Source organism: Stenotrophomonas sp. TWI587 (assembly GCF_039674145.1).
In the GTDB taxonomy this organism is placed as follows: Bacteria; Pseudomonadota; Gammaproteobacteria; order Xanthomonadales; family Xanthomonadaceae; genus Stenotrophomonas; species Stenotrophomonas maltophilia_AY.
On record NZ_JBDJMW010000001.1, the window covers coordinates 306762 to 330359 of the forward strand.

Annotated in this window: 18 protein-coding genes; 10 read left to right on the forward strand and 8 right to left on the reverse strand. The window is 67.0% G+C overall.

The window, feature by feature from the left end; all coding sequences use genetic code 11:
- Positions 1–114 precede the first annotated feature (114 nt).
- From ABE464_RS01495 to ABE464_RS01505, 3 genes are all read right to left on the reverse strand, one after another.
- A complete protein-coding gene (locus tag ABE464_RS01495) occupies positions 115–2184 on the reverse strand; it encodes an EAL domain-containing protein (protein ID WP_346470426.1) in 2070 nt (689 codons plus the stop codon).
- A 92-nt stretch (positions 2185–2276) separates the two neighbouring features.
- On the reverse strand, positions 2277–3461 hold the full coding sequence (locus ABE464_RS01500; RefSeq protein ID WP_346470427.1) for an NAD(P)/FAD-dependent oxidoreductase: 1185 nt from the start codon (positions 3459–3461) through the stop codon (positions 2277–2279).
- The gene (locus ABE464_RS01505) at positions 3458–4009 is read right to left on the reverse strand and encodes a YaeQ family protein (RefSeq protein ID WP_088433134.1); all 552 of its coding nucleotides are present in this window, start codon (positions 4007–4009) and stop codon (positions 3458–3460) included. The genes ABE464_RS01500 and ABE464_RS01505 overlap by 4 nt, the downstream gene beginning before the upstream one ends.
- Positions 4010–4050: 41 nt before the next feature.
- Here ABE464_RS01505 and ABE464_RS01510 point away from each other — a divergent pair, with 41 nt between their 5' ends.
- A complete protein-coding gene (locus ABE464_RS01510) occupies positions 4051–4935 on the forward strand; it encodes a pseudouridine synthase (protein ID WP_346470428.1) in 885 nt (294 codons plus the stop codon).
- Between the two features lie 73 nt (positions 4936–5008).
- Here ABE464_RS01510 and ABE464_RS01515 read toward each other — a convergent pair whose 3' ends face one another.
- Entirely contained in the window at positions 5009–5485 is a 477-nt protein-coding gene (locus ABE464_RS01515) for a YaiI/YqxD family protein (RefSeq protein WP_346470429.1), read from the reverse strand.
- A 300-nt stretch (positions 5486–5785) separates the two neighbouring features.
- On the opposite strand from ABE464_RS01515, the gene ABE464_RS01520 reads away from it, so the two are divergent.
- The 4 genes from ABE464_RS01520 (at position 5786) to ABE464_RS01535 (ending at position 9100) form a co-directional block, all read left to right on the forward strand.
- Positions 5786–5995 carry a cold-shock protein gene (locus ABE464_RS01520; protein WP_017356920.1) on the forward strand — a complete coding sequence of 70 codons (210 nt, stop codon included), beginning with the start codon at positions 5786–5788 and terminating at the stop codon, positions 5993–5995.
- 161 nt (positions 5996–6156) lie between these two features.
- Positions 6157–6849: a glutathione S-transferase gene (locus ABE464_RS01525; protein ID WP_346470430.1), complete on the forward strand. Its 693-nt coding sequence runs from the start codon at positions 6157–6159 to the stop codon at positions 6847–6849.
- Positions 6850–6886: 37 nt separating this feature from the next.
- Positions 6887–8452 (forward strand): protein adenylyltransferase SelO, encoded by a 1566-nt coding sequence (locus ABE464_RS01530; protein ID WP_346470431.1) that lies wholly within the window; start codon positions 6887–6889, stop codon positions 8450–8452.
- 111 nt (positions 8453–8563) lie between these two features.
- Positions 8564–9100 (forward strand): adenine phosphoribosyltransferase, encoded by a 537-nt coding sequence (locus ABE464_RS01535; RefSeq protein ID WP_346470432.1) that lies wholly within the window; start codon positions 8564–8566, stop codon positions 9098–9100.
- 104 nt (positions 9101–9204) lie between these two features.
- Here the strand turns inward: ABE464_RS01535 and dbpA are convergent, their stop codons facing one another.
- Together dbpA and ABE464_RS01545 are read right to left on the reverse strand one after the other, a co-directional pair.
- Positions 9205–10587 carry an ATP-dependent RNA helicase DbpA gene (gene dbpA / locus ABE464_RS01540; RefSeq protein WP_346470433.1) on the reverse strand — a complete coding sequence of 461 codons (1383 nt, stop codon included), beginning with the start codon at positions 10585–10587 and terminating at the stop codon, positions 9205–9207.
- A gap of 33 nt (positions 10588–10620) precedes the next feature.
- The gene (locus tag ABE464_RS01545) at positions 10621–11697 is read right to left on the reverse strand and encodes a YeiH family protein (protein WP_346470434.1); all 1077 of its coding nucleotides are present in this window, start codon (positions 11695–11697) and stop codon (positions 10621–10623) included.
- 104 nt (positions 11698–11801) lie between these two features.
- On the opposite strand from ABE464_RS01545, the gene ABE464_RS01550 reads away from it, so the two are divergent.
- The gene (locus tag ABE464_RS01550; RefSeq protein WP_346470435.1) at positions 11802–12698 is read left to right on the forward strand and encodes a LysR family transcriptional regulator; all 897 of its coding nucleotides are present in this window, start codon (positions 11802–11804) and stop codon (positions 12696–12698) included.
- A 36-nt stretch (positions 12699–12734) separates the two neighbouring features.
- On the forward strand, positions 12735–14627 hold the full coding sequence (locus ABE464_RS01555) for an ATP-binding cassette domain-containing protein (protein ID WP_346470436.1): 1893 nt from the start codon (positions 12735–12737) through the stop codon (positions 14625–14627).
- A 45-nt stretch (positions 14628–14672) separates the two neighbouring features.
- On the opposite strand, the gene ABE464_RS01560 is transcribed toward ABE464_RS01555, so the two are convergent.
- Both ABE464_RS01560 and ABE464_RS01565 read right to left on the reverse strand, forming a co-directional pair.
- A complete protein-coding gene (locus tag ABE464_RS01560) occupies positions 14673–15134 on the reverse strand; it encodes a cytochrome c (RefSeq protein ID WP_346470437.1) in 462 nt (153 codons plus the stop codon).
- 8 nt (positions 15135–15142) lie between these two features.
- Positions 15143–15535, reverse strand: a complete 393-nt coding sequence (locus tag ABE464_RS01565) for a c-type cytochrome (protein WP_346470438.1) — start codon at positions 15533–15535, stop codon at positions 15143–15145.
- Positions 15536–15739: 204 nt separating this feature from the next.
- Between ABE464_RS01565 and ABE464_RS01570 the strand changes: the two genes are divergently transcribed.
- From ABE464_RS01570 to ABE464_RS01580, 3 genes are read left to right on the forward strand one after another with little or no spacing between them, the layout of a single operon-like run.
- Positions 15740–16885 carry an efflux RND transporter periplasmic adaptor subunit gene (locus tag ABE464_RS01570; protein ID WP_346470439.1) on the forward strand — a complete coding sequence of 382 codons (1146 nt, stop codon included), beginning with the start codon at positions 15740–15742 and terminating at the stop codon, positions 16883–16885.
- A complete protein-coding gene (locus ABE464_RS01575; RefSeq protein ID WP_346470440.1) occupies positions 16882–20391 on the forward strand; it encodes an efflux RND transporter permease subunit in 3510 nt (1169 codons plus the stop codon). Before ABE464_RS01570 ends, ABE464_RS01575 begins: the two co-directional genes overlap by 4 nt.
- Complete coding sequence (locus tag ABE464_RS01580) at positions 20388–23483, forward strand: efflux RND transporter permease subunit (RefSeq protein WP_346470441.1); 3096 nt, start codon at positions 20388–20390, stop codon at positions 23481–23483. The genes ABE464_RS01575 and ABE464_RS01580 overlap by 4 nt, the downstream gene beginning before the upstream one ends.
- The last annotated feature ends 115 nt before the right edge of the window (positions 23484–23598 follow it).

Below are 23598 nucleotides of genomic sequence, written 5' to 3' on the forward strand. Positions count from 1 at the left end.
ATCTACCGGTGCGGCGCGCGCAGATGCCCGCGCGGCGCGCCGTGACGCCCATGCGGCGCACCCGGATGTCCGGGAAGCCTTAGGTCACGACCGTTGGTCGTGACGCTCAGGCGCTCAGCTGAAATCGAAGTTCATCACCGGGCCGGCCGGGCCGACGAACTCGCCCTGCACGTAATCCACGCCGGCGCTGAAGAGCAGGCTCATCGAGTTGGCATCGGCGACGAATTCGGCGATGGTCCGGATGTCGGCTGCCTGCGCACGCGCGGTGATTTCGCTGATCTTCTCGCTGTGCTCGCGGGTGCGGGCGAAGTCCGACGTGAAGTCGCGGTCCAGCTTGAGGAACTGCGGCTGGAAGTGCGCCAGCAGCTGGAACGAATCCAGTCCTGAGCCGAACTGCTCCAGGCCGATCCGGCAGCCCAGCGGCGCGACGGCGGCGAGGAACTGCTGGGCATTGCGCAGGTGGGTGAACACCTTGGCCTCCGGCGCGTGCAGCCACAGCTGTTCGCCCGGCACACCCTGCGCCTCGAGTTCGCGGCGGAGCGTGGCGATCATCAGCGGGTCGTTGAACGACTCCGGGGTGATCTTGACCATCATGTGGGTGACATGGCCCTCGCGCTTGCGCGCGGCGAGCGTGCTGATCGCGTGCGTCACCACCCAGCGGTTGATGTCGGCCAGCAGGCCATGGTCCTCGGCGATGCCCAGGAACGCGTTCGGGCTGAGCAGCTCGCCGTTGTGGTCCAGGCGCAGGTAGGCCTCGTACAACTCCAGTGCTTCGCCCTGCAGGTTGAGGACCGGCTGGTAGTGCAGCTGGAAGCCATCGCCGTCCAGCGCCTGGCGGATGCGGGTGACCCAGTGCTGGATGCGCTCCTCTTCCACGCGGTCCACCGCGGCCGGATCGAACACGCGGGTGGTGTTGCCCAGTTCCAGTGCGGCCTGGGTGCACTCGGTCGCGCGGGCCAGCACCTGGCCGATGCTTGCGATCTTCTCGCCCACCTGCACGCCGCCGACGCTGACGGTGACCGTGGCCGAGCGTTCGCCGATGCTGAAGACCTGCGAGGCGAACGCCTCGCGGATCTGGTCGGCCAAGGCAACGGTCTGCGCGTACGCGGCCTCGGTCAGCACCGCGAAGCTGTGTTCGCCAAAGCGCGCCACGTGGGCCGCATCGCCCACGCTCTGCGCCAGCACGCGGGCGAGGGCGCCGATCAGTGCATCGGCCGAATCCAGCCCGATCTCCGGCAGCAGGCGCGCGTAATGGTCCGGCTCGATCAGCAGCAGGCCGAACTGGCCCTCGCTGCGGCCGGCCTGGGCGACCGCGTTTTCGACATGCAGCATGAAGGTCGGGCGGTTGAGCAGGCCGGTGACCTGGTCGCGCTGGCGCAGGTCTTCGACCTCGCGGGCCAGCTCCGGATCGAACTCCATGCGGCGGCGGAACACCACCTGCAGGCAGGATTCGCCTTCGTAGCTGGCCTGGGTGAATTCCATGGTCGCGGCGAACACCGCGCCGTCCTGGTTGCGCGCGTCCACCTGGTACTGCGGCGGGGGGGCATCCCCCTTGCTCATGGATTTGAGCAGCTGCTTGAAGCCATCCACGTGCTGCGGGGCGACCATGTCCAGCAGCGAGATACCTGCCACGTCGTCGAAGGTCTCGTAGCCGAACATTTCCAGGTAGGCCTCGTTGGCCCGGATGTGCATGCCTTCGTGGATGTAGGCGATCGGGTCGCGGGAGGAGGAGATCAGTGCGTCGCAGCGGCGTTCGGTCTCGCGCATCTGCGCCTCGATCCGGCGCAGCCCGCGGCGCGCATGCAGATCGGTCCATTCGTTGCGGACCACCGCCAGCAGGTGCTCGGGGCGGTGGCGCAGGGCGATGGCGCGGATGCCGTTGGCGCCGGCCTCGACCCACTCGTTCTCATCGATCGATTCGGCCAGCAGGATCATCGGGATGTCCTTGCCACTGGTCGCGATCTGCTGGGTCACCTGCAGCAGCGGGATGCTCTGCGCGGCGGCAACCAGTACCAGGTCGATCGGCTGGCTGACCAGCACCTGGGCCAGCTCCTCGCTGTGCTGCGGGCGCGTCGGGCGCACCGCGATGCCGCTGTTGCGCAGCGTGCTGACGATGGTCTCGGCGTTCTCGCCGCTGTCGTCCACGATCAGCAGGCGGACCGTCATGTCATTCGCGTTCTGCATTCACTACTCCCCGGACTGCAAACTTGATACACGATGCGTGTGACTACGTCCATGCGGCAAACGGTAGCCGATCACGGAACGTGCGTTCCGGCTCAGGCCACGCTGCCCGCGGCATGGCCACAGGCCCAGGCCCACTGGAAGTTGTAGCCCCCCAGCCAGCCGGTCACGTCCAGCACCTCCCCAATGAAGTGCAGGCCGGGAACCAATTGCGACTCAAAGGTACTGGAGGACACCTTGCGGGTGTCGACCCCGCCCAGCGTCACCTCGGCGGTACGGTAGCCCTCGGTGCCACTGGCCACCAGTGGGAAATTCTGCAGCAGTTCCGCGGCCTGGCGCAGCTGGGGCTCGTCGATCTGGCGCACCAGCCGGTCCGGCAGCCAATGCTCGCACAGGCGCAGCGCCAACCGCCGCGGCAACACCTCCGACAGCACCGTGCGCAGCTCGGCGGCACCGCGCTCGGCCTTCATCCGGCGCAGCCACTCCAGCGCGTCCTGGCCCGGCAGCAGGTCCAGCCGAAGCTCATCGCCGGGCTGCCAGTAGGAGGAGATCTGCAGGATGGCCGGGCCGCTGATGCCGCGGTGCGTGATCAGCATGGAATTGCGGAACTCGACATCATTGCAGCGCGCCGCGATCGGCAGCGCCACCCCGCTGAGGTCGTTGAAGCGCTCCTGGTGCTTGCCGCTCAGGGTGAGCGGCACCAGCCCGGCGCGGGTCGGCAGGACCTCATGGCCGAACTGGCGGGCCAGTTCATAGCCGAAGCCGGTCGCGCCCATGCTCGGGATCGACAGACCACCCGTGGCCACCACCAGCGAGGCGGCATGGAAGTGCCCCTGCGCGGTGTGCACGTGGAAGCCGTCCGCGCCGCGCTCCACCTTCTGAACCCCGCAGTCGGTGCGGATCTGCACGCCGGCGGCCTGGCATTCGTCCACCAGCATCTTCACGATCTGCTTGGAGGAGATGTCGCAGAACAGTTGGCCCAGCTCTTTTTCGTGATACGCGATGCCGTGCCGCTCCACCATCTCGATGAAATGCCACGGCGTATAGCGCGCCAGCGCGGATTTGCAGAAGTGCGGATTGGCCGACAGGAAATTGGCCGCCGTGGTGCCGGTGTTGGTGAAGTTGCAGCGCCCGCCGCCGGACATCAGGATCTTCTTGCCAACCTTGTTGGCATGGTCGATCACCTGCACCTGGCGCCCGCGTTTGCCTGCGGTCATCGCACACATCAGTCCGGCAGCGCCGGCCCCGATGACCAGCACATCACAGCGGATCACACTCACGCCTGCGGCTTCTGCTTGCGCCAGGTGGGGATGACGCTGAGCTGCGCCTTGTCCGACGTCAACTGCACTTCGCCGTCCTGGATCTGCACGTCCCACTGCATCGTGCGTTCAATCTGCGCGCCCCATTCGGTGACGAACTCGCCCGGCAGGTCCATGACCTCCAGCGTGGACAGCTTCTTCAGCGCGGAGGCGTTGCGGTCCCACCAGATATCGGCGGCGCGGCCGCCGTAGGTGACCAGCTGCACCGCACGCGCGCGGCCGGCGGCCTTGCGCAGGCGCGACTCGTCGGGCTGGCCCAGTTCGATCCACAGCTCGATGTCGCCGGTGTAGTCGCGGCGCCACAGGTCCGGCTCGTCGTCCACGCTCAGGCCGCGGCCGAACTCCAGCCGGTCATCGGCGTTCAAGGCGAAGGTGAGCAGGCGCACCATCAGGCGGTCGTCGGTCTCGGACGGGTGCTGGGCCAGCGTCAGCGTATGGCTGGCGTAATAGCCGCGATCCATGTCGCTGATCTGCAGTTCGGCCTTGCGGATGGTGGCGGTGAGGGCCATGGGGATACCTGAAACAAAGAGCGCCATGATAATGGTTCGCCATGAGCCCGTCCGATCCGATCCTCGCTGCCCCCGCACCCAGCCGCCTGCAGTTGCCCCCCGGCGACTGGCCGAGCTTGCTGGACGGGCTGTGCGCGCGCTTTCCGCGCATCGACCGCGCGCAGTGGGCAGACCGCTTTGCCCGGGGGCGGGTGCAGGACGCGCAGGGCAGGGCGCTCGCGCCGGATCAGGTCTGGCAGGTGGGGCTGGAGATCGTGTATTTCCGTGAAGTGGCCGATGAGCCGGTGATTCCCTTCGCCGAGGCCATCGTCCATCAGGATGCGCACCTGCTGGTGGCCGACAAGCCGCACTTCCTGCCGGTCACGCCCGCCGGCGATTACGTGCGCGAGACGCTGCTGGCCCGGCTGGTGGCGCGCACCGGTAACCGGGATCTGGTGCCGCTGCACCGCCTGGACCGGCTGACCGCCGGGCTGGTGCTGTTCTCGACCCGGCCCGATACCCGAGATGCCTACCAGCGCCTGTTCCGCGAGCGGCGCATTGAGAAGGTGTACGAGGCCCTGGCACCGCCGCTGCCGCAGCGGGCGTTCCCGCTGGAGCGCCATACGCGGTTGGTTCCCGGTGAGCCGTTCTTCCGGATGGCCGAAGTGCCCGGCGAGCCCAATGCGCGGACCCGCATCGAAGTGATCGAGGCGGCCGGCCCGGTCTGGCGCTACCGGCTGCATCCGGTCAGTGGCCGCAAACACCAGTTGCGCGTGCACATGGCGGGGCTGGGCGCGCCGATCCTGGGGGACGATCTGTACCCGGAGCTGCTCGTGGATGCCCCGGCGGACGCGCCGCTGCAACTGCTGGCCAAGGGATTGGCGTTCGATGACCCGCTGAGCGGGCAGCGGCGCACGTTCACCAGCGGCCTGTCGCTCCACCTGTAGAGCCGGCCGGCGGCCGGCACTACCGGGCCGCGACTCTCCGCCACGCCGGGCCCTCGATCCGCCATCCGTCCGTTCATCTTGCCGAACGGTTGGGCAGCCAACGATCCAGCTGCGCAGCGAAGGCCTGCCTGTCGCGCGCATGCAGCGGCGCAGGGCCACCCGTCTGGATACCGGAGCCGCGCAGTTCCTCCATGAAATTGCGCATCGACAGCCGCTCGGCCATGTTGTTCGGGGTGTACAGGTCGCCGCGCGGGTTCAATGCGACGGCCTTCTTGTCCAACACCAAGGCCGCCAGCGGGATGTCCTGCGTGACGACCAGATCGCCCGGCTGGACCCGTTCGACGATCACGCTGTCGGCCACGTCCAGGCCCGGTGCAACCTGGATCGAGCGGATGAAACGGGACGGAGGGGTCCGCAGCCAGTGGTTCGCGACCAGGGTCATCCCGACTCCGGCACGCTCGGCGGCCCGGAACAGGATCTCCTTGATGACGGCCGGACAGGCGTCGGCGTCCACCCAGATGTGAACTTTAGGGGTCGGTACGTCAGTCATTTGGCTGATCTTAAGGTAGGAAAAATCTGAATAGGGGCTGCGATTTCGTGTAGGATCGCCCGACCCCTTGTCCTGTCAGGCGGGAAGGGGGGATGGCTGAATAAACCAGCTATCGCTTTTTCGGTAAAACACGAGTATCGTCACCCACACTGTGTTTGCTAGGGTCACCGTGAATCGTGGCCTGGTGCAGTTGATCTCACGATCTGCTCATCGATCCGCTTTACCAACGCCTGCAACTCAGTCTCGGCTCCGATACGCGGCGGCCGCGATTATTTCAACTATTGTTTCAGGAGTTAGTACATGTCTGATCGTCAGCAGGGCACCGTGAAGTGGTTCAACGACGCCAAGGGCTTCGGCTTCATCACCCCGGAAAGCGGCCCGGACCTCTTCGTGCATTTCCGCGCGATCCAGGGCACCGGCTTCAAGTCGCTGCAGGAAGGCCAGAAGGTGACTTTCGTCGCCGTGCAGGGCCAGAAGGGTATGCAGGCTGACCAGGTGCAGGCGGTCTAATCGACCCCCCGCAACCGTAAGGTCGCCTAAAACGCCGGAAGCGAAAGCTTCCGGCGTTTTTTATTGGGCGGCGTTCGGCCATCGTCGACGCAGCACACGTTGAAGACGTCATCGTGCCGGTAGCCCGGTTACGATGCCGCTTTGACCCTGCGGAACCCTCGATGATCAAGGTGCACCATCTGGACCACTCGCGCTCGCTGCGCGTGTTGTGGATGCTCGAAGAACTGGGCCTGCCGTACCAGGTCGTCAACTACCAGCGCGATCCGAAGACCTGGCTGGCACCGCAGGCGCTGCGCGACGTGCACCCGCTAGGCAAGTCGCCGGTGCTGCAGGACGACGCGCTGGTCCTGGCCGAATCCGGCGCGATTCTGGAATACCTCGCCGACCGCTACGACAGCGGCCGCCAGCTCTCCCCCGAGCCGATGCCGGCGCAGGTGCCCGAACGCGTGCGTTACCGCTACTGGATGCACTATGCCGAAGGCTCGGCGATGCCGCCGCTGGTGATGACCCTGGTGTTTTCGCGGCTGCGCAACGCGCCGATGCCGTTCTTCGCCAAGCCGATCGCGCGCTCCATCGCCGACAAGGCGCTCAACGGCTTCGTGCGTCCGCAGGTGAAGCTGCACATGGACTGGATGGAACGCGAGCTCGGCCAGGCGCCGTGGTTTGCCGGTGAACGCTTCACCGCTGCCGATATCCAGATGAGTTTCCCGATCCAGGCCGCCGCCGCGCGCGGTGGCGACATGGCCGCCTACCCACGGCTGCAGGCGTACCTGGCCCGGATCGAGCAGCGCCCGGCGTACCAGCGTGCGGTGGAGCGCGGCGGTCCGTTGAACCTCGGCGGCGGTTCGCGCTGAACTTGCGGGGCAGCCGGTCTGCCCCCATTTCATACCGATGAGCACCCAGCCCCTGCGTTTCGACAACCGTTTCATCCGTGACCTGCCCGGCGACCCGGAAATCGGCCCGCGCGTGCGGGAGGTGCGCGAGGCAGCGTGGTCCTCGGTCATGCCGACGCCGGTTGCCGCGCCACGGCTGCTGGCATACTCGCCTGAGGTGGCCACGCTGCTGGGCATGGGCGAGGACCTGATCGAGAGCGAGGACTTCGCGCGGGTGTTCGGCGGCAATGCGCTCTATGCCGGGATGGCACCGTGGGCGGCCAACTACGGTGGCCATCAGTTCGGCCATTGGGCGGGGCAGCTCGGCGATGGCCGCGCGATCTCGCTGGGCGAGCTGCTCACCCCGGACGGTGCGCACTGGGAGCTGCAGTTGAAGGGCGCCGGGCGCACACCGTACTCGCGGGGCGCCGACGGGCGTGCGGTGCTGCGCTCGTCCATCCGCGAGTTCCTGTGCAGCGAAGCGATGCATCACCTCGGCGTGCCGACCACGCGCGCGCTGAGTCTGGTCGGCACCGGCGATGCCGTCGTGCGCGACATGTTCTACGACGGTCACCCTGAAGCCGAACCCGGCGCGATCGTGTGTCGGGTCGCGCCGTCCTTCATCCGCTTTGGCACGTTCGAACTGCCGGCGTCGCGCGGCGACACCGCGTTGCTGCGGCAGTTGGCCGATGTCTGCATCGCGCGCGATTTTCCTGCGCTGGCAGAGGCGGGCGAGGCACGCCACGCACGCTGGTTCGCCGACATCTGCGAGCGCACCGCAGTGCTGGTCGCGCATTGGATGCGCGTGGGTTTCGTGCATGGCGTGATGAACACCGACAACCTCTCCATTCTCGGGCTCACCATCGATTACGGACCGTATGGCTGGGTCGAGGATTACGATCCTGAGTGGACCCCCAACACCACTGACGCGCAGGGACGACGTTATCGTTTCGGCACCCAGCCGCAGGTGGCGTACTGGAATCTCACCCGGCTGGCGCAGGCCTTGGCGCCGCTGTTCGAGGATGTCACCCCGCTGCATGACGGGCTGGCGCGTTTCCAGCAGGTGCACGCGGACTGCGAGCGCGCCGATATCGCTGCGAAACTGGGGCTGGACACCTGCCGCGATGACGATGTGGCGTTGATGGCGGCGTGGCTGGAGATTCTGCACGAGGGCGAGATGGACATGACCCTGGCCTTCCGTGGGCTGATGGCGCTCGATCCCGCATCGCCTTCCGTGGCGGTACTGGAGGAGGCGTTCTACAGCCCGGCCCGTCGCGACGCGGTGCTGCCGTCGCTGCAGGCATGGCTGCAGCAGTACGCGGTGCGCCTGCGCGGCGATGGCCTGAGTGCACAGGCGCGTCAGCAGCAGATGGGTCGGGCCAATCCGGTCTACGTGCTGCGCAACTGGCTCGCCCAGGAGGCGATCGAGCAGGCGGAGCAGGGTGATCTCAGCGGCGTGCACACGCTGCTGGAGGTGCTGCGGCGCCCGTATGACGTGCAGCCCGGGCGCGAGCACTTCGCGGCCAAGCGGCCCGAGTGGGCACGTGTAAAGGCCGGCTGCTCGATGCTGTCCTGCAGCTCCTGACCCGCGCGCGCGGTCAGGGCGGGATGAACCGTTCTGCCGCGGGCACAGGCGTGTAAGGCGCTGCTGCGCAGGCCTCGGTTACCCTATGCCACCCTGTTTGTTTCCAGACCCATGACCGAGTCTTCCGCCACGCCCGCCTGGGCCGGCCGCCTGCGCGACATCGCCGATTTCCCCAAGCCGGGCATCCTGTTCAAGGACATCATGCCGCTGCTCGCCGACGGCCCGGATTTCGCGGCCGCCATCGATGCGATGGTCGCGCCCTGGCGCGATGCCGATCTGCAGGCCGTGATGGGGATCGAGTCGCGCGGATTCATCCTCGGCGCAGCCATGGCGCGGGTGCTGGGCGTGGGCTTCGTGCCCGTACGCAAGCCGGGCAAGCTGCCCGGCAAGGTGCTGCGCCAGGACTACACCCTGGAATACCGCACCGACAGCATTGAAGTGCACGCCGATGCCTTGCCGGCCGGCGCACGCGTGCTGGTGGTCGATGATGTGCTCGCCACCGGCGGCACCCTGCTGGCGGCGTTGTCGCTGGCGCGTCAGCTGCAGGTCGAGGTGGTCGGTGCGGCCGTGCTGGTGGAACTGGCCGGCCTCGGTGGCCGCGAGCGCTGGACGAGTGACGTCCCGCTGCTGGCCAACCTGGCCTATTGAGCCGGAAATCCGCGCGGGCCTACCGCCACCGGTAGTGCCGGCCGCTGGCCGGCACCTCAGACGCCCCGACGAAAGTGCAGCCGACCAACGGTCGGCTCTACCGCTCAGACATCCATCTTGCGGACGCGGAACCGGCGGCCCTTGATCTTGCCCGCTTCCAGCTGGGCGATCGCCCGGCCGGCATGTTCGCGCGCAATGGCCACGTACGAGCGCGTGGCGTAGATGTCGATCTTGCCGATGTACTTGGCCGCCAGCCCGGCATCGCCGGTGAGTGCGCCGAGGATGTCGCCGGGGCGCAGCTTGTCGGTCTTGCCGCCATCGATGCGCAGCGTGGTCATCGCTGCCTGTGGCAATACCGGCGGGCGTGCGGTCGCCAGCGGCGTCTTCTGCCAGTCCAGCGGCTTGCCTTGTGCGGCTTCCAGTGCATCGGCGCGGTTGCGCTCGCGATGCGTCACCAGGCTGATCGCCAGGCCCGTGGCACCGGCGCGGCCGGTACGACCAACGCGATGCTCGTAGGTTTCGATATCGGTCGGCAGCTCGTAATTGATCACCGCGGCCAGGTCCTGCACATCCAGGCCGCGCGCGGCGACGTCACTGGCGACCAGCACGTTGCAGCTGCGGTTGGCGAAGCGCACCAGCACTTCGTCGCGGTCGCGCTGTTCCATCTCACCGTGCAGCGGCAGTGCGGAGAAGCCGAACTGCTGCAGCGAAATGGCCACATCGTCGACATCGCGGCGGGTGTTGCAGAACACCACGGCCGATTCCGGCGTGTACTTGAGCAGCAGGCCGGCCAGCGCCTTCTGCTTCAGTGCCAGCTCGGTCTCGCAGAACAGGTGGCGGATCGCCGGGGCATGATCGGCGCCTTCCACGGTCACTTCCACCGGGTCGCGCAGCAGCACGCGGGCGATCTCGCGGATCTCATCCGGGAAGGTCGCCGAGAACAGCAGTGTCTGGCGGTCCTTGCTGGTGCGTCCGGCGATCTCGCGGATAGGCTCTTCAAAGCCCATGTCGAGCATGCGGTCGGCTTCATCCAGCACCAGCGTGGTCACGCCGCCCAGGTGCAGCACGCGCTTGCGGCCCAGTTCCTGGATGCGCCCGGGGGTGCCGACAACGACCTGGGGGTCGTGTGCTTCCAGCGAGGCCAGCTGCGGGCCCAGCGGCATGCCGCCGGTCAGCACCAGCAGTTTCAGGTTGGGAATGCCGGTGGCCAGCTTGCGGATCTGCTTGCCGACCTGGTCGGCCAGTTCGCGGGTCGGGCACAGCACCAGCGCCTGGGCGCGGGTCACGGACGGGTCCAGCGCCTGCAGCAGGCCCAGGCCGAACGCGGCGGTCTTGCCGCTACCGGTCGGGGCCTGTGCGATGACATCGCGGCGCTCAAGGATGGCCGGCAGGCTCTGGGCCTGCACGGGGGTGAGCGAGGTATAGCCCATGGCATCGATGCCGGGCAGCAGCGCTGGTTTCAGCGGCAGGGAGGAGAATTCAGACATGCGGTAGTGTCGCAGAAGTCCGCCCGGCGTGCCTCAGCCCAGCAGCGCGTGCACGCCCAGATTGATCCCGAGCCCACCCACCAGCAGCCAGCCGAACAGCAGCAGCGCCAACAGCAGCGGCTTCATCCCGGCCCTGCGCAGCGCCGAGGCATGCGTGGTCAGACCGAGCGCGGCCATCGCCATCGCCAGCAGCACGGTGTCCAGATCGATCGCCGCACTGACAACGGCCGCCGGCAGCATCTGCAGCGAATTGAGTCCGGCCACCGCCACGAAGCCGAACGCGAACCAGGGCACCACGATCTTCGCGCGTTGGCCGGCCGCGCCAGGCGTACCACCGCGCGCCAGCAGCATCGACAGTGCGATCAGGAACGGCGCCAGCATCATCACCCGCACCATCTTGGCGATCACGGCCGTGTCGGCGGCAGGCTCGCTCACCGCGCGACCGGCGGCAACCACCTGGGCGACCTCGTGCACGGTCGAGCCGGTGAACACGCCATACGTCTGCGCGCTCATCGCGATCCACCCGTGCGTGAGGTTGAGCTGGTAGAGCGCCGGGTACAGGAACATCGCGAGCGTGCCGAACACCACCACGGTGGAGACCGCCACGGTCACCTGTTCCGCGCGCCCGCGCACGACCGGTTCGGCCGCCATCACCGCCGCCGCACCGCAGATCGAGCTGCCGGCGCCGATCAGCAGGGCGCTCTGCTGATCGAGCCCGAACCACCGCGTGCCGGCCCACCAGGCCAGCGCGAACGTGCTGGTCAGCACCAGCGCATCGATCAGCACCCCGCTCACACCCACCTGGCCGATATCCTGGAAGGTCAGGCGCAGGCCGTACAGCACGATGCCCGCCCGCAGCAGCCAGTGCTTGGAAAAGCCGACCCCGGCGCCGGCATGGGCCGCCAGCCGAGGGTAAAGGGTGTTGCCCACGCCGATGCCGAGCACGATGGCCAGGGTCAGCGCGCTGATGCCGTGCGCCTGCAACCACGGCAGCGGCGCCAGCCCCATGGCCGCAGCCGCAACGGCGCCGGTCAGCAGCAACCCGGGGAGGCGGCCGCGCCAGCGCTGGGCAGTTGTGGGTGAGGGCAGGGCGGCAGCAGAGGTATTCACGGGTATCTCCAGTCAGAGCACAGTGCCAGCCTGCGCGCTGGCGATGAACCTGTAAAACGCATTGTTCAAGTCATTTCGACCTGTTTGGTGCGTTAATTGGCGGCATGCACCTCACCCTTCGCCAGTGGCAGGTTTTCGTGTCCATCGCCGACGCCGGCACGACGGCTGCTGCGGGAGCGCAGCTGGCGTTGTCCCAATCGGCCACCAGCGCGGCGCTCAATGAGCTGGAAGGCCAGTTGGCCAGCCCGCTGTTCGACCGCATCGGGCGCCGGCTGGTGCTCAACGCGCAGGGACGGGCACTGCTGGATCCCGCCCGCGCCTTGCTGGCCGCCGCCGTCGATCTGGAGCGGCTGGCCGGCGTCGGGCAGATTAAAGCCGGTGCGCAGCCACTGCTGCTGCGGCTCGGGGCAAGCACCACGATCGGCAACTACCTGCTGCCGACCCGCGTCGCCGCGCTGCTGGCCGATAACCCGCAGGCCCAGGTCGACCTGCGGATCGGCAACAGCGCCGACGTCGTCGCCGCGGTCCAGCGGCTGGAGGTGGATCTGGGCCTGATTGAAGGCCCGTGCCACGAAAGCGGCCTGCAAGTGCTGCCGTGGCAGCGCGATGAACTGGTCATCGTGGCCGCGACAGCGCCGGGGACCGCCCGGATGGAGATTGACGTGCTGGCACAGGCCCGCTGGCTGCTGCGCGAGCCGGGCTCGGGCACCCGCGAGGCGGTCGAGCAGGCGCTGTTGCCGCACCTGCACCACTTCGCCCGCGCCATGCAGCTGGGCAGCACCGAGGCCATCAAACAGGCGGCGGCAGCCGGGCTAGGTCTGGCGTGCCTGTCGCGGCATGCGGTGGCCGATCTGCTCGCGCTGGGGACGCTGACCGTGGTGAACACGCCGCTGCCGCCCATGTCGCGCCAGCTGTGGCTGGTACGCCATCCCGGCAAGCGGGTGCCGCCGGTGCTGGGGGCGTTGCTGGGGCTGCCTGCGGACGCGTTCGGTCAGCAGTAAGCGACGCCGCGCATCGCCAGACCGTACAATGGTCGGATGCCTCTGATTACTCTGCAAAACGTCGACTTCAGCGTCGGCGGCCCCCTGTTGCTGGAAAAAGCCGAACTGTCGATCGAGCCGGGCGAGCGTATCGCCCTGATCGGGCGCAACGGCGCCGGCAAATCGACCCTGCTCAAACTGCTGTCCGGCGATCACAAGCCCGATGACGGCGAAGTCCGCGTGCAGCAGGGGGTGCGCATCACCCGCCTGGAACAGGAGGTGCCGCACGGCGCCGCCGGCAGCGTGTTCGACGTGGTTGCCGATGGCCTGGGCGAGCTGGGCCAGTGGCTGGCCGAGTTCCACCACCTGAGCATGGCCGAAGATTTCGACGGCGATGCGCTCTCGGCCGTGCAGGCCAAGATCGATGCCGCCAACGGCTGGGGCCTGGATCAGCGCGTCAGCGAAACCCTGACCAAGCTCGACCTGGACGGTGATGCCGAATTCGCGCGCCTGTCCGGCGGCATGAAGCGCCGCGTGCTGCTGGGCCGCGCGCTGGTCTCCTCGCCGGATCTGCTGCTGCTCGACGAACCGACCAACCACCTGGACATCGAAGCCATCGACTGGCTCGAAATGTTCCTCAAGAACTGGAACGGCAGCGTGGTGTTCGTCACCCATGACCGTCGTTTCCTGCGTGCACTGGCCACCCGCATCGTCGAGATCGACCGCGGCCAGGTCACCAGCTGGCCGGGCGACTGGGCCAACTACGAACGCCGCCGCGAAGAGCGCATGAACGCGCAGGCGCAGGAAAACGCGCGCTTTGACAAGCTGCTCGCGCAGGAAGAAATCTGGATCCGCCAGGGCATCAAAGCCCGTCGCACCCGCGATGAAGGTCGTGTGCGCCGCCTCAAGGCGATGCGCAACGATCGTTCGCAGCGCCGTGAACTTGGCGGCAACGTGCGCATGGAAGCGGCGCAGGCGGAGAACTCCGGCAAGAAGGTCATCGACGTCAAGGACATCTCGTTCGCCTTCGGCGAGCGCACGATGGTCAAGGATTTCAGCACCGTCATCCTGCGCGGCGACCGCATCGGCCTGATCGGGCCGAACGGCAGCGGCAAGACCACGCTGCTCAAGCTGCTGCTCGGCGACCTGCAGCCGCAGAGCGGCGAAGTGCGTGCCGGTACCAACCTGCAGATCGCGTACTTCGACCAGTACCGTGCGGTGCTGCGCGAAGACTGGACCGCGATCGAGAACGTGGCCGAGGGCCGCGATTTCATCGAGTTCAACGGCAAGCGCAAGCACGTGCATGCCTACCTGCAGGACTTCCTGTTCTCGCCCGAACGCGCCCGCGCGCCGATTACCCGTTTGTCCGGTGGTGAGCGCAACCGCCTGCTGCTGGCCAAGCTGTTCGCGCAGCCGTCCAACCTGCTGGTGATGGATGAACCGACCAACGATCTGGACGTGGAAACCCTCGAGCTGCTCGAAGAGCTGCTGAGCGACTACACCGGCACGCTGCTGCTGGTCAGCCATGACCGTGACTTCCTGGACAACGTGGTGACCTCCACGATGGTGATGGAAGGCGACGGCGTAGTCGGCGAGTACGTGGGCGGCTATACCGATTGGCAGCGCCACGCCGCACGCGTGGCCGCTGCGGCGGCGGCCGCGCCGGTGGTGGCGGCCAAGCCTGTTGCGGCGGCCGCGGCGGCCGCGGCTGCCGCGGCGCCGGCCGAGCCCAAGCGCAAGCTGAGCTACAAGGATGCGCGTGAGCTGGAACAGCTGCCGTTGAAGATCGAAACGCTGGAGAAGGACGTCGAAGGCCTCACCGCCGCGATGAACGACCCGGCGTTCTATCAGCGCAGCGCCGCCGACATGGCCGCGCACAATGCGAAGCTCGCCAAGGTGCAGGCCGAGTTGGATGCCGCGTACGCGCGCTGGGAAGAGCTGGACGCCTGATCGGGCGATCGGTGTAGAGCCGACCGTTGGTCGGCTCTACTGCCGTCACTTCAACCCGTGCAGATCCCGCAGCTGGGTCGGCCGTGAGCCGAAATACGCGGCCAGATCGGCGATGTCCTGATCGCTCAGGTCGGTCGCCTGCGGCGTCATCAGCGCGTGCTGGCGATCTCCCGCGCGATAGGCCTGCAGGCTGTGCGCCAGGTAATCCCCGTACTGCCCACCCAGTTTCGGGTAAGTCGGATCGATCGGCTTGTTGCCGTCCGCCCCGTGGCAGTCGATGCAGCTCTGGCCGGTGGCTTTGCCCTTGACCTGGGCACGTGCCTCACCGGCGGCGATGCGACCGGTCGGCAGGCCGGCGGAGGAGCCGGACCCGTGTTCACCACTGGCGTGGCCCGGATCGGCGGCGGAATCTGCGCTGTTCTCCACCTGTGACTGCGAACACGCAGTCATCAGCAGGGCAACGGACAGGGCGATGGCGTAACGCTGGAGTGGCGTGGCTTTCGACATGAGCGCGCTTATTTGACGGTGGACAGGTAAACAGCGAGATCGGCGATCTCCTGTTCGCTGAAACTCATCGACTGCGCCTGCATCGTCGGATGCTTGCGCTTGCCGTGGCGGTACTCGGTCAGCGCCTGGCTGAGGTACTCACGGGTCTGCCCGCCGATCTTGGGCACTTTGTAGCTGGGGTAGGCGTTCTTGTACCCGGTGATGCCGTGGCACCCCTGGCACGTGTACGCCAGGACCCGGCCATTGTCGAACCGGCCGGTGACGGCGGCAGGCGCCGGCGCGGTGGCGGCCGGAGCGGGGGTGGCGGGTACTGCAGGAGCGGGTGTTGCGGCCTGTGCGGCGGCCCCGAGGGGCAGGAGGACGGCCAGAGCGAGACAAGCGGCGAGCGGCTGCGGGCGCATGATGTCCTTTTCCGATAAACGGGTCTGGTCGTTCCGGCGTGGGGTACGGAACTGGGCCGAGTATAGCCTGCCATTTCATCTAGCTGAAACCGGGGCGGGAAAGCCATCGCCGCAGGTCACCATGACCTTTGGGATATGGTGTGGTCGTGACGTGGTGCATTACTTTGCTACCACACCTGCCCACGCATCCTTAGGGACACGACGATGTCGCGACATTCTTTCCTGCTCGGCCGCACCGGACGCTGCGCCGCTGCACTGCTGATTACTACCACCCTGCTGCTCAGCGGCTGCGGTGGTGCCGGCCCCGCCGAAGCCAATGCCGCTGAAAAAGACGGCAAGGCCGACAAGAAGGTCGATGCGGTACCGGTAGAAGCCGTCGCCGCCAGCCATCGCGCGGTCGCCGCCAGCTACACCGGCACGGCCGCACTGGAACCGCGGGGTGAGTCGCAGGTGGTCGCCAAGACCTCCGGTGTCGCGCTGGCGGTGCTGGTCGAGGAAGGGCAGCAGGTACGCGCCGGGCAGCCGCTGGTGCGGCTGGATCCGGACCGGGCGCGCCTGGCCGTCGCCCAGAGCGAGGCGCAGATGCGCAAGCTGGAAAACAACTACCAGCGCGCCCAGAAGCTGATCGGCCAGCAGATGGTCAGCGCCTCGGACGTCGACCAGATCAAGTACGACCTGGAAAACGCCCGCGCGCAGTACCGCCTGGCGACGCTGGAACTGTCCTACACGACGGTTATCGCGCCGATCTCGGGCGTGATCGCCTCGCGCTCGATCAAGACCGGCAACTTCGTGCAGATCAACACACCGATCTTCCGCATCGTCGACAACTCGCGCCTGGAAGCCACGCTCAACGTGCCCGAGCGCGAGCTGGCCACGCTGCGCCCGGGCCAGCCGGTGACGCTGATCGCCGATGCGCTGCCGGGCAAGACCTTCCCGGGCACGGTGGATCGCATCTCGCCGGTGGTCGATGCCGGCAGCGGCACGTTCCGCGTGGTGAGCGGGTTCGGCGAAGATGCTGACGGCCTGCAGCCGGGCATGTTCGGCCGCATCCGGATCGACTACGACCAGCGTGCCGATGCCCTGGTGGTGCCGCGCATCGCACTGCTCGACGATGGCGAGCCGGCGGTGTTCCGCGTGCGCGAAGGCAAGGCCGCGCGCGTGCCGGTCAAGCTCGGTTATGCCGAAGGCCCGTGGGTGGAAATCCGCGAGGGTCTGGCCGCCGGTGACCAGGTGGTGACCGCTGGCAAAGTGGCGCTGCGTGACGGCACCGCGGTGCAGGTGATCGGCGCCAAGCCGGCTGCCACCGCCGTCGCCACGCCGGCACCGGCCAAGGCGGAGAGCCGTCAATGACAGCGGCCGGCAACGACCACGGCAAGGATCCGCACCAGGGCGAGCACCCGGGTGCCCATGGCGGCGGCCTGGTGGAATTCGCCACCCGCCGCCGCGTCACCATCGCGATGTTCACCGTCACGCTGATGCTGTTCGGCTTCATCGCGCTGGGCAATCTCAAGGTCAACCTGCTGCCCGACCTGAGCTACCCGACCCTGACCGTGCGCACCGAGTACACCGGTGCGGCCCCGGCGGAAATCGAAACCCTGATCACCGAGCCGGTCGAAGAGGCCGTCGGTGTGGTCAAGAACCTGCGCAAGCTCAAATCGATCTCGCGCACCGGGCAGAGCGATGTGGTGCTCGAGTTTGCCTGGGGCACCAACATGGACCAGGCCAGCCTGGAGGTGCGCGACAAGATGGAAGCGCTGAACCTGCCGCTGGAGGCGAAGTCCCCGGTGCTGCTGCGCTTCAATCCGTCCACCGAGCCGATCATGCGCCTGGTGATCTCGGCCAAGACCGATCCGTCCAGCGATGCCGAAGCCGTGCGCCAGCTCACCGAACTGCGCCGCTACGCCGATGAAGACCTGAAGAAGAAACTGGAGCCGGTCACCGGCGTGGCGGCGGTCAAGGTCGGCGGCGGTCTGGAGGATGAAATCCAGGTCGACATCGACCAGCAGAAGCTGGCCCAGCTCAACCTGCCGATCGACAACGTCATCAAGCGGCTCAAGGAAGAGAACATCAACATCTCCGGTGGTCGCCTGGAGGAAGGCTCGCAGCGCTACCTGGTGCGCACCGTCAACCAGTTCGCCGATCTGGAGGACATCCGCAACCTGCTGGTCACGACCCAGAGCAGCAACGGCAGTGCCGCCGATGCAGCAATGCAGCAGATGTTCGCCATCGCCGCGTCGACCGGCTCGGATGCCGCCATCGCCGCCGCCTCGGCTGCGCAGAGCGCGTCCAGCAGCAGCTCCACCAACATCGCCAATGGCGTGCCGGTGCGGCTGAAGGATGTCGCCACCGTGCGCCAGGGCTACAAGGAACGCGAAGCGATCATCCGCCTCGGCGGCAAGGAAGCGGTCGAGCTGGCGATCTACAAGGAGGGCGATGCCAACACGGTCTCGACCGCCGAGGCGCTGCGTGCGCGTCTGGAGCAGATCAAGGGCCAGGTGCCCGGCGATGCCGAACTGACCACGATCGAAGACCAGTCGCGCTTCATCGAACATGCCATCAGCGACGTCAAGAAAGACGCGGTGATCGGCGGCATCCTCGCCATCCTGATCATCTTCCTGTTCCTGCGCGATGGCTGGAGCACGTTCGTGATCAGCCTGTCGCTGCCGGTCTCGATCATTACCACGTTCTTCTTCATGGGCCAGCTCGGCCTGAGCTTGAACGTGATGTCGCTGGGCGGTCTGGCGCTGGCCACCGGCCTGGTGGTGGATGATTCCATCGTGGTGCTGGAGAGCATCGCCAAGGCACGCGAGCGCGGCCTGAGCATTCTGCAGGCCGCGATTGAAGGTACCCGCGAAGTCAGCATGGCCGTGGTCGCCTCGACCCTGACCACCATCGCGGTGTTCCTGCCGCTGGTGTTCGTGGATGGCATCGCCGGTCAGCTGTTCCGCGACCAGGCACTGACCGTGGCGATCGCAATCGCCATCTCGCTGCTGGTCTCGATGACCCTGATCCCGATGCTGAGCTCGCTCAAGGGCCGCCCGCCGCTGGCTTTCCCGGAAGAACCCACGCATCAGCCGTGGCAGCCGGACAGCCGCTGGCTGAAGCCGGTCGCCGGCAGCCGTCGTGGCGTGGGCACGCTGGTGCGCTGGGTCTGCTTCGGGATGGCCTGGTCGGTGATCCGCGTCTGGCGCGGCCTGGTGGCCGTCGTGGGCCCGGTGATGCGCAAGGCCAGCGATCTGGCGATGAAGCCCTACGCCGGTGCCGAACGTGGCTACCTCAAGCTGCTGCCGGGTGCACTGCATCACCCGGGCAAGGTGCTGGGCCTGGCGGCGCTGGCGTTCATCGGCACGATGGCGCTGGTGCCGATGCTGGGGGCGGATCTGATCCCGCAGCTGGCGCAGAACCGCTTCGAAATGACCGCCAAGCTGCCGGCCGGTACGCCGCTCAAGCAGACCGATGCACTGGTCCGCGAGATGCAGCTGGCCCATGCCAAGGACGACAGCATCGCCTCGCTGTACGGCGTCAGTGGCAGCGGCACCCGCCTGGATGCCAGCCCGACCGAGAGTGGCGAGAACATCGGCAAACTGACCGTGGTGATGGCCGGTGGCGGCAACGCCCGCACCGAAGCGGCGATCACCGAGCGTCTGCGTGAGTCGATGCAGCAGCACCCCGGCGTGCAGGTCGATTTCGCCCGTCCGGCGCTCTTCAGCTTCTCCACCCCGCTGGAAGTGGAACTGCGCGGCCAGGACATGGCCACGCTGGAAACGGCCGGCAAGGCGCTGGCCGCGATGCTGCGCAACAACCCGCACTATGCTGACGTCAAATCCACGGTGGAAGAGGGCTTCCCGGAGATCCAGATCCGCTTCGACCAGGAGCGCGCCGGTGCCCTCGGCCTGACCACGCGGCAGATCGCCGATGTGGTGGTCAAGAAGGTGCGCGGTGACGTGGCTACGCGCTACAGCTTCCGCGACCGCAAGATCGACGTGCTGGTGCGGGCCCAGGAAGGTGACCGGGCCAGCGTGGACAGCATCCGCCGCCTGATCGTCAATCCGGGCAGCAACCGGCCGGTGACGCTGGATGCGGTCGCCGAGGTGGTGGCCACCAACGGCCCGAGCGAGATCCATCGCGCCGACCAGACCCGCGTGGCGGTGGTCTCGGCCAACCTGCGCGACATCGACCTGGGCGGTGCCGTGCGTGAAGTGCAGGACATGGTCGCCAAGCAGCCGCTGGGTGCGGGTGTGGGCATGCACATCGGCGGGCAGGGTGAGGAGCTGGCCGATTCGGCGCGCTCGCTGCTCTTCGCCTTCGGCCTGGCGATCTTCCTGGTCTACCTGGTGATGGCCTCGCAGTTCGAATCGCTGCTGCACCCGTTCGTCATCCTGTTCACCATCCCGCTGGCCCTGGTCGGCGCGATCCTGGCGCTGATGCTGACCGGCAAGCCGATTTCGGTGGTGGTGTTCATCGGGTTGATCCTGCTCGTGGGGTTGGTGACCAAGAACGCGATCATCCTGATCGACAAGGTCAACCAGCTGCGCGAGGCCGGTGTGCCCAAACGCGAGGCACTGGTGGAAGGCGCGCGTTCCCGTCTGCGCCCGATCATCATGACCACCTTGTGCACGCTGTTCGGGTTCCTGCCGCTGGCGGTGGCGATGGGCGAGGGCGCCGAAGTGCGCGCGCCGATGGCGATCACCGTGATCGGCGGCCTGCTGGTCTCCACGCTGCTGACGCTGGTGGTGATCCCGGTGGTGTACGACCTGCTGGACCGTCGTGGCGATGCCTACTACCGCGAGCGCGGGCGCCATCTCAAAACGCGCGTGTCCGGCACGGACCACGACGCTGCGCAGGAGCCGCCATGAGCATTGCCGAGTTCTCCATCCGCCGGCCCATCACCACGATCATGTGCTTTGTATCGTTGGCGGTGGTGGGCCTGATCGCTTCGTTCCGGCTGCCGCTGGAGGCGCTGCCGGACATCTCCGCGCCGTTCCTGTTCGTGCAGGTGCCCTATACCGGCTCCACCCCGGAGGAGGTGGAGCGCAACATCATCCGGCCGACCGAAGAAGCACTGGCCACGATGACCGGGATCAAGCGCATGCGCTCGTCGGCCACCTCCGAAGGCGCCAGCATCTTCATCGAGTTCACCGACTGGGATCGCGACATCGCCATCGCGGCCTCCGATGCACGTGAGCGCATCGATGCGATCCGAAGCGATCTGCCCGACGACCTGCAGCGCTACAACGTGTTCAAGTGGTCCAGCAGCGATGACCCGGTGCTTAAGGTACGCCTGGCCAGTGCCACCGATCTGACCGGCGCGTACGACATGCTCGACCGCGAGTTCAAGCGGCGGATCGAGCGCATCCCGGGTGTGGCGCGCGTGAACATCTCCGGCGCACCGCCGAACGAGGTGGAGATCGCGATCAGCCCGGACCGGTTGACCGCGCACAACCTGAGCATCAACGAGCTCAGCGACCGCCTGCGCACGCTGAACTTCTCGATCTCGGCCGGGCAGATCGACGATAACGGGCAGCGCGTGCGCATCCAGCCGGTGGGCGAGATCACCGACCTGCAGGAACTGCGCGATCTGGTGATCGATACGAAGGGGCTGCGGCTGGGTGACATCGCCGAGATCCGGCTCAAGCCCACCCGCATGAATTACGGCCGCCGCCTGGACGGCAACCCGGCCGTGGGCCTGGATATCTTCAAGGAGCGCAGCGCCAACCTGGTCGAGGTCTCGCGTGCCGCGCTGGCTGAAGTGGAGGCGATCCGCAAGCAGCCCTCGATGCGCGATGTGCAGATCAAGGTGATCGACAACCAGGGCAAGATGGTGACGTCCTCGCTGCTGGAGCTGGCCGAGGCCGGTGCGGTGGGCCTGCTGTTGTCGGTCACGGTGCTGTTCTTCTTCCTGCGCCACTGGCCGTCCACGCTGATGGTGACCCTGGCGATCCCGATCTGTTTCGTGATCACGCTGGGCTTCATGTACTTCGCCGGCGTCACCCTCAACATCCTGACCATGATGGGCCTGCTGCTGGCGGTCGGCATGCTGGTGGACAACGCCGTGGTGGTGGTGGAGAGCATCTACCAGGAACGCGAACGCATGCCCGACCAGCCGCGGCTGGCCTCGATCATCGGCACCCGCAACGTGGCCATCGCGCTGAGCGCCGGCACCCTGTGCCACTGCATCGTGTTCGTGCCGAACCTGTTCGGTGAGACCAACAACATCAGCATCTTCATGGCGCAGATCGCGATCACGATCTCGGTCTCGCTGTTGGCCTCTTGGCTGGTCGCGGTGAGCCTGATCCCGATGCTGTCCGCGCGCATGCAGACGCCCAAGCTGGTGCATTCGGAAACGGGCGTGATCGCCCGCCTGCAGCGCCGCTATGCCAAGGTCCTGCAGTGGACGCTGGAGCACCGTGGCTGGAGCGTGTTCGGCATCCTGATGGTGGTGCTGATCAGCCTGGTGCCGATGAAGTTGACCAAGATCGACATGTTCGGGGGCGAGGGCGGCCACGAGGTGTTCATCGGCTACAACTGGAAGGGCGCTTACACCTTCGGCCAGATGTCCGAGGAAGTGGCGCGCGTCGAACGCTACCTGGACGACAACCGCCAGGCCCTGCACATCACCCAGGTGTATTCCTGGTACAGCGAGCAGGAAGGCAGCAGCACGATCGTGACCTTCGATACCGAGCATGCCAAGAACATGCCGGCCGTGCAGGAAGCACTGCGAAAGGGGCTGCCTCGCTCGGCGCGTGCCGATTACGTGGTGGGCAACTCGGGCGAAGGTGGGGGCGGCGGCAACAACCAGGTCCAGGTGCAACTGGTCGGCGACTCGACCAAGATGTTGCAGGAGATCGGCGAGGAAGTCGTGCCGTTGCTGGCCCAGCGCAAGGAACTGCGCGATGTGCGCATCGACAACGGTGAGAAGGGCAGCGAGCTGTCCATCCACGTCGACCGCGAGCGGGCAGCCGCCTTTGGCTTCAATGCCGAGCAGGTCGCCAGCTTCGTCGGCCTGGCCCTGCGCGGGGCGCCGCTGCGTGAGTTCCGCCGCGGCGACAGCGAAGTGCCGGTATGGGTGCGCTTCGCCGGTGCCGAGCAGAGCAGCCCGGAGGATCTGGCCAGTTACACCGTGCGTACCGGCGACGGTCGATCGGTGCCGCTGCTGAGTCTGGTCGATGTGGCGATCAAACCCTCGGCCACGCAGATCGGTCGCACCAACCGCCAGACGACGTTGACCATCAAGGCCAATCTGGCCGAGAAGGTGACCGTGCCGGAAGGGCGCAAGGCGATGGAAGAGATGCTCAAGCCGATGAGTTTCCCGGCCGGCTACACCTTCAGCTTCGACGGCGGTGACTACGGCGACGACGACAAGGCGATGTCGCAGATGATGTTCAATCTGGTGATCGCGCTGGTGATGATCTACGTGGTGATGGCGGCGGTGTTCGAGTCGCTGCTGTTCCCGGCGGCGATCATGAGCGGCGTGCTGTTCTCGATCTTCGGCGTGTTCTGGCTGTTCTGGATCACCGGCACCTCGTTCGGGATCATGTCCTTCATCGGCATCCTGGTGTTGATGGGCGTGGTGGTGAACAACGGCATCGTGATGATCGAGCACATCAACAACCTGCGCCGCCGCGGCATGGGGCGGACCCAGGCGCTGGTGGAAGGCTCACGCGAGCGTCTGCGCCCGATCATGATGACGATGGGCACGGCGATCCTGGCGATGATTCCGATCTCGATGACCGACACCCAGCTGCTGGGCAATGGCCCGCCGTACTACCCGATGGCCCGCGCCATCGCGGGTGGCCTGGCATTCTCCACGGTGGTCAGCCTGCTGTTCCTGCCGACCATCTACGCGATGCTCGATGACATGAGCACCAGTGTGTCGCGGATCATCCGGCGCGCGCGTGGCCGTGGCGTGGATGCCCCGGTGGTCGAGCCGGGTGCGGAATCGGTTTGAGGATGCGGGGAGGTCCGTTGGGCGGGCCTCCCTTTTTTGGCGAACCGCATCCACGCGAGGCGTGGATCTGCAGGCGGGTATGGGCGCCATCCACGCATGGCGGGATCCGCACGTG

What these genes read in the sequence shown, in the direction of transcription:
- ABE464_RS01515 (WP_346470429.1), bottom strand. Translation starts at nt 5,485, where the DNA reads ATGACTGACGTACCGACCCCTAAAGTTCACATCTGGGTGGACGCCGAC.
- ABE464_RS01495 (WP_346470426.1), bottom strand. Translation starts at nt 2,184, where the DNA reads ATGCAGAACGCGAATGACATGACGGTCCGCCTGCTGATCGTGGACGAC.
- dbpA (WP_346470433.1), bottom strand. Translation starts at nt 10,587, where the DNA reads ATGTCTGAATTCTCCTCCCTGCCGCTGAAACCAGCGCTGCTGCCCGGC.
- ABE464_RS01535 (WP_346470432.1), top strand. Translation starts at nt 8,564, where the DNA reads ATGACCGAGTCTTCCGCCACGCCCGCCTGGGCCGGCCGCCTGCGCGAC.
- ABE464_RS01580 (WP_346470441.1), top strand. Translation starts at nt 20,388, where the DNA reads ATGAGCATTGCCGAGTTCTCCATCCGCCGGCCCATCACCACGATCATG.
- ABE464_RS01505 (WP_088433134.1), bottom strand. Translation starts at nt 4,009, where the DNA reads ATGGCCCTCACCGCCACCATCCGCAAGGCCGAACTGCAGATCAGCGAC.
- ABE464_RS01525 (WP_346470430.1), top strand. Translation starts at nt 6,157, where the DNA reads ATGATCAAGGTGCACCATCTGGACCACTCGCGCTCGCTGCGCGTGTTG.
- ABE464_RS01530 (WP_346470431.1), top strand. Translation starts at nt 6,887, where the DNA reads ATGAGCACCCAGCCCCTGCGTTTCGACAACCGTTTCATCCGTGACCTG.
- ABE464_RS01560 (WP_346470437.1), bottom strand. Translation starts at nt 15,134, where the DNA reads ATGTCGAAAGCCACGCCACTCCAGCGTTACGCCATCGCCCTGTCCGTT.
- ABE464_RS01555 (WP_346470436.1), top strand. Translation starts at nt 12,735, where the DNA reads ATGCCTCTGATTACTCTGCAAAACGTCGACTTCAGCGTCGGCGGCCCC.
- ABE464_RS01575 (WP_346470440.1), top strand. Translation starts at nt 16,882, where the DNA reads ATGACAGCGGCCGGCAACGACCACGGCAAGGATCCGCACCAGGGCGAG.
- ABE464_RS01510 (WP_346470428.1), top strand. Translation starts at nt 4,051, where the DNA reads ATGAGCCCGTCCGATCCGATCCTCGCTGCCCCCGCACCCAGCCGCCTG.
- ABE464_RS01565 (WP_346470438.1), bottom strand. Translation starts at nt 15,535, where the DNA reads ATGCGCCCGCAGCCGCTCGCCGCTTGTCTCGCTCTGGCCGTCCTCCTG.
- ABE464_RS01520 (WP_017356920.1), top strand. Translation starts at nt 5,786, where the DNA reads ATGTCTGATCGTCAGCAGGGCACCGTGAAGTGGTTCAACGACGCCAAG.
- ABE464_RS01570 (WP_346470439.1), top strand. Translation starts at nt 15,740, where the DNA reads ATGTCGCGACATTCTTTCCTGCTCGGCCGCACCGGACGCTGCGCCGCT.
- ABE464_RS01550 (WP_346470435.1), top strand. Translation starts at nt 11,802, where the DNA reads ATGCACCTCACCCTTCGCCAGTGGCAGGTTTTCGTGTCCATCGCCGAC.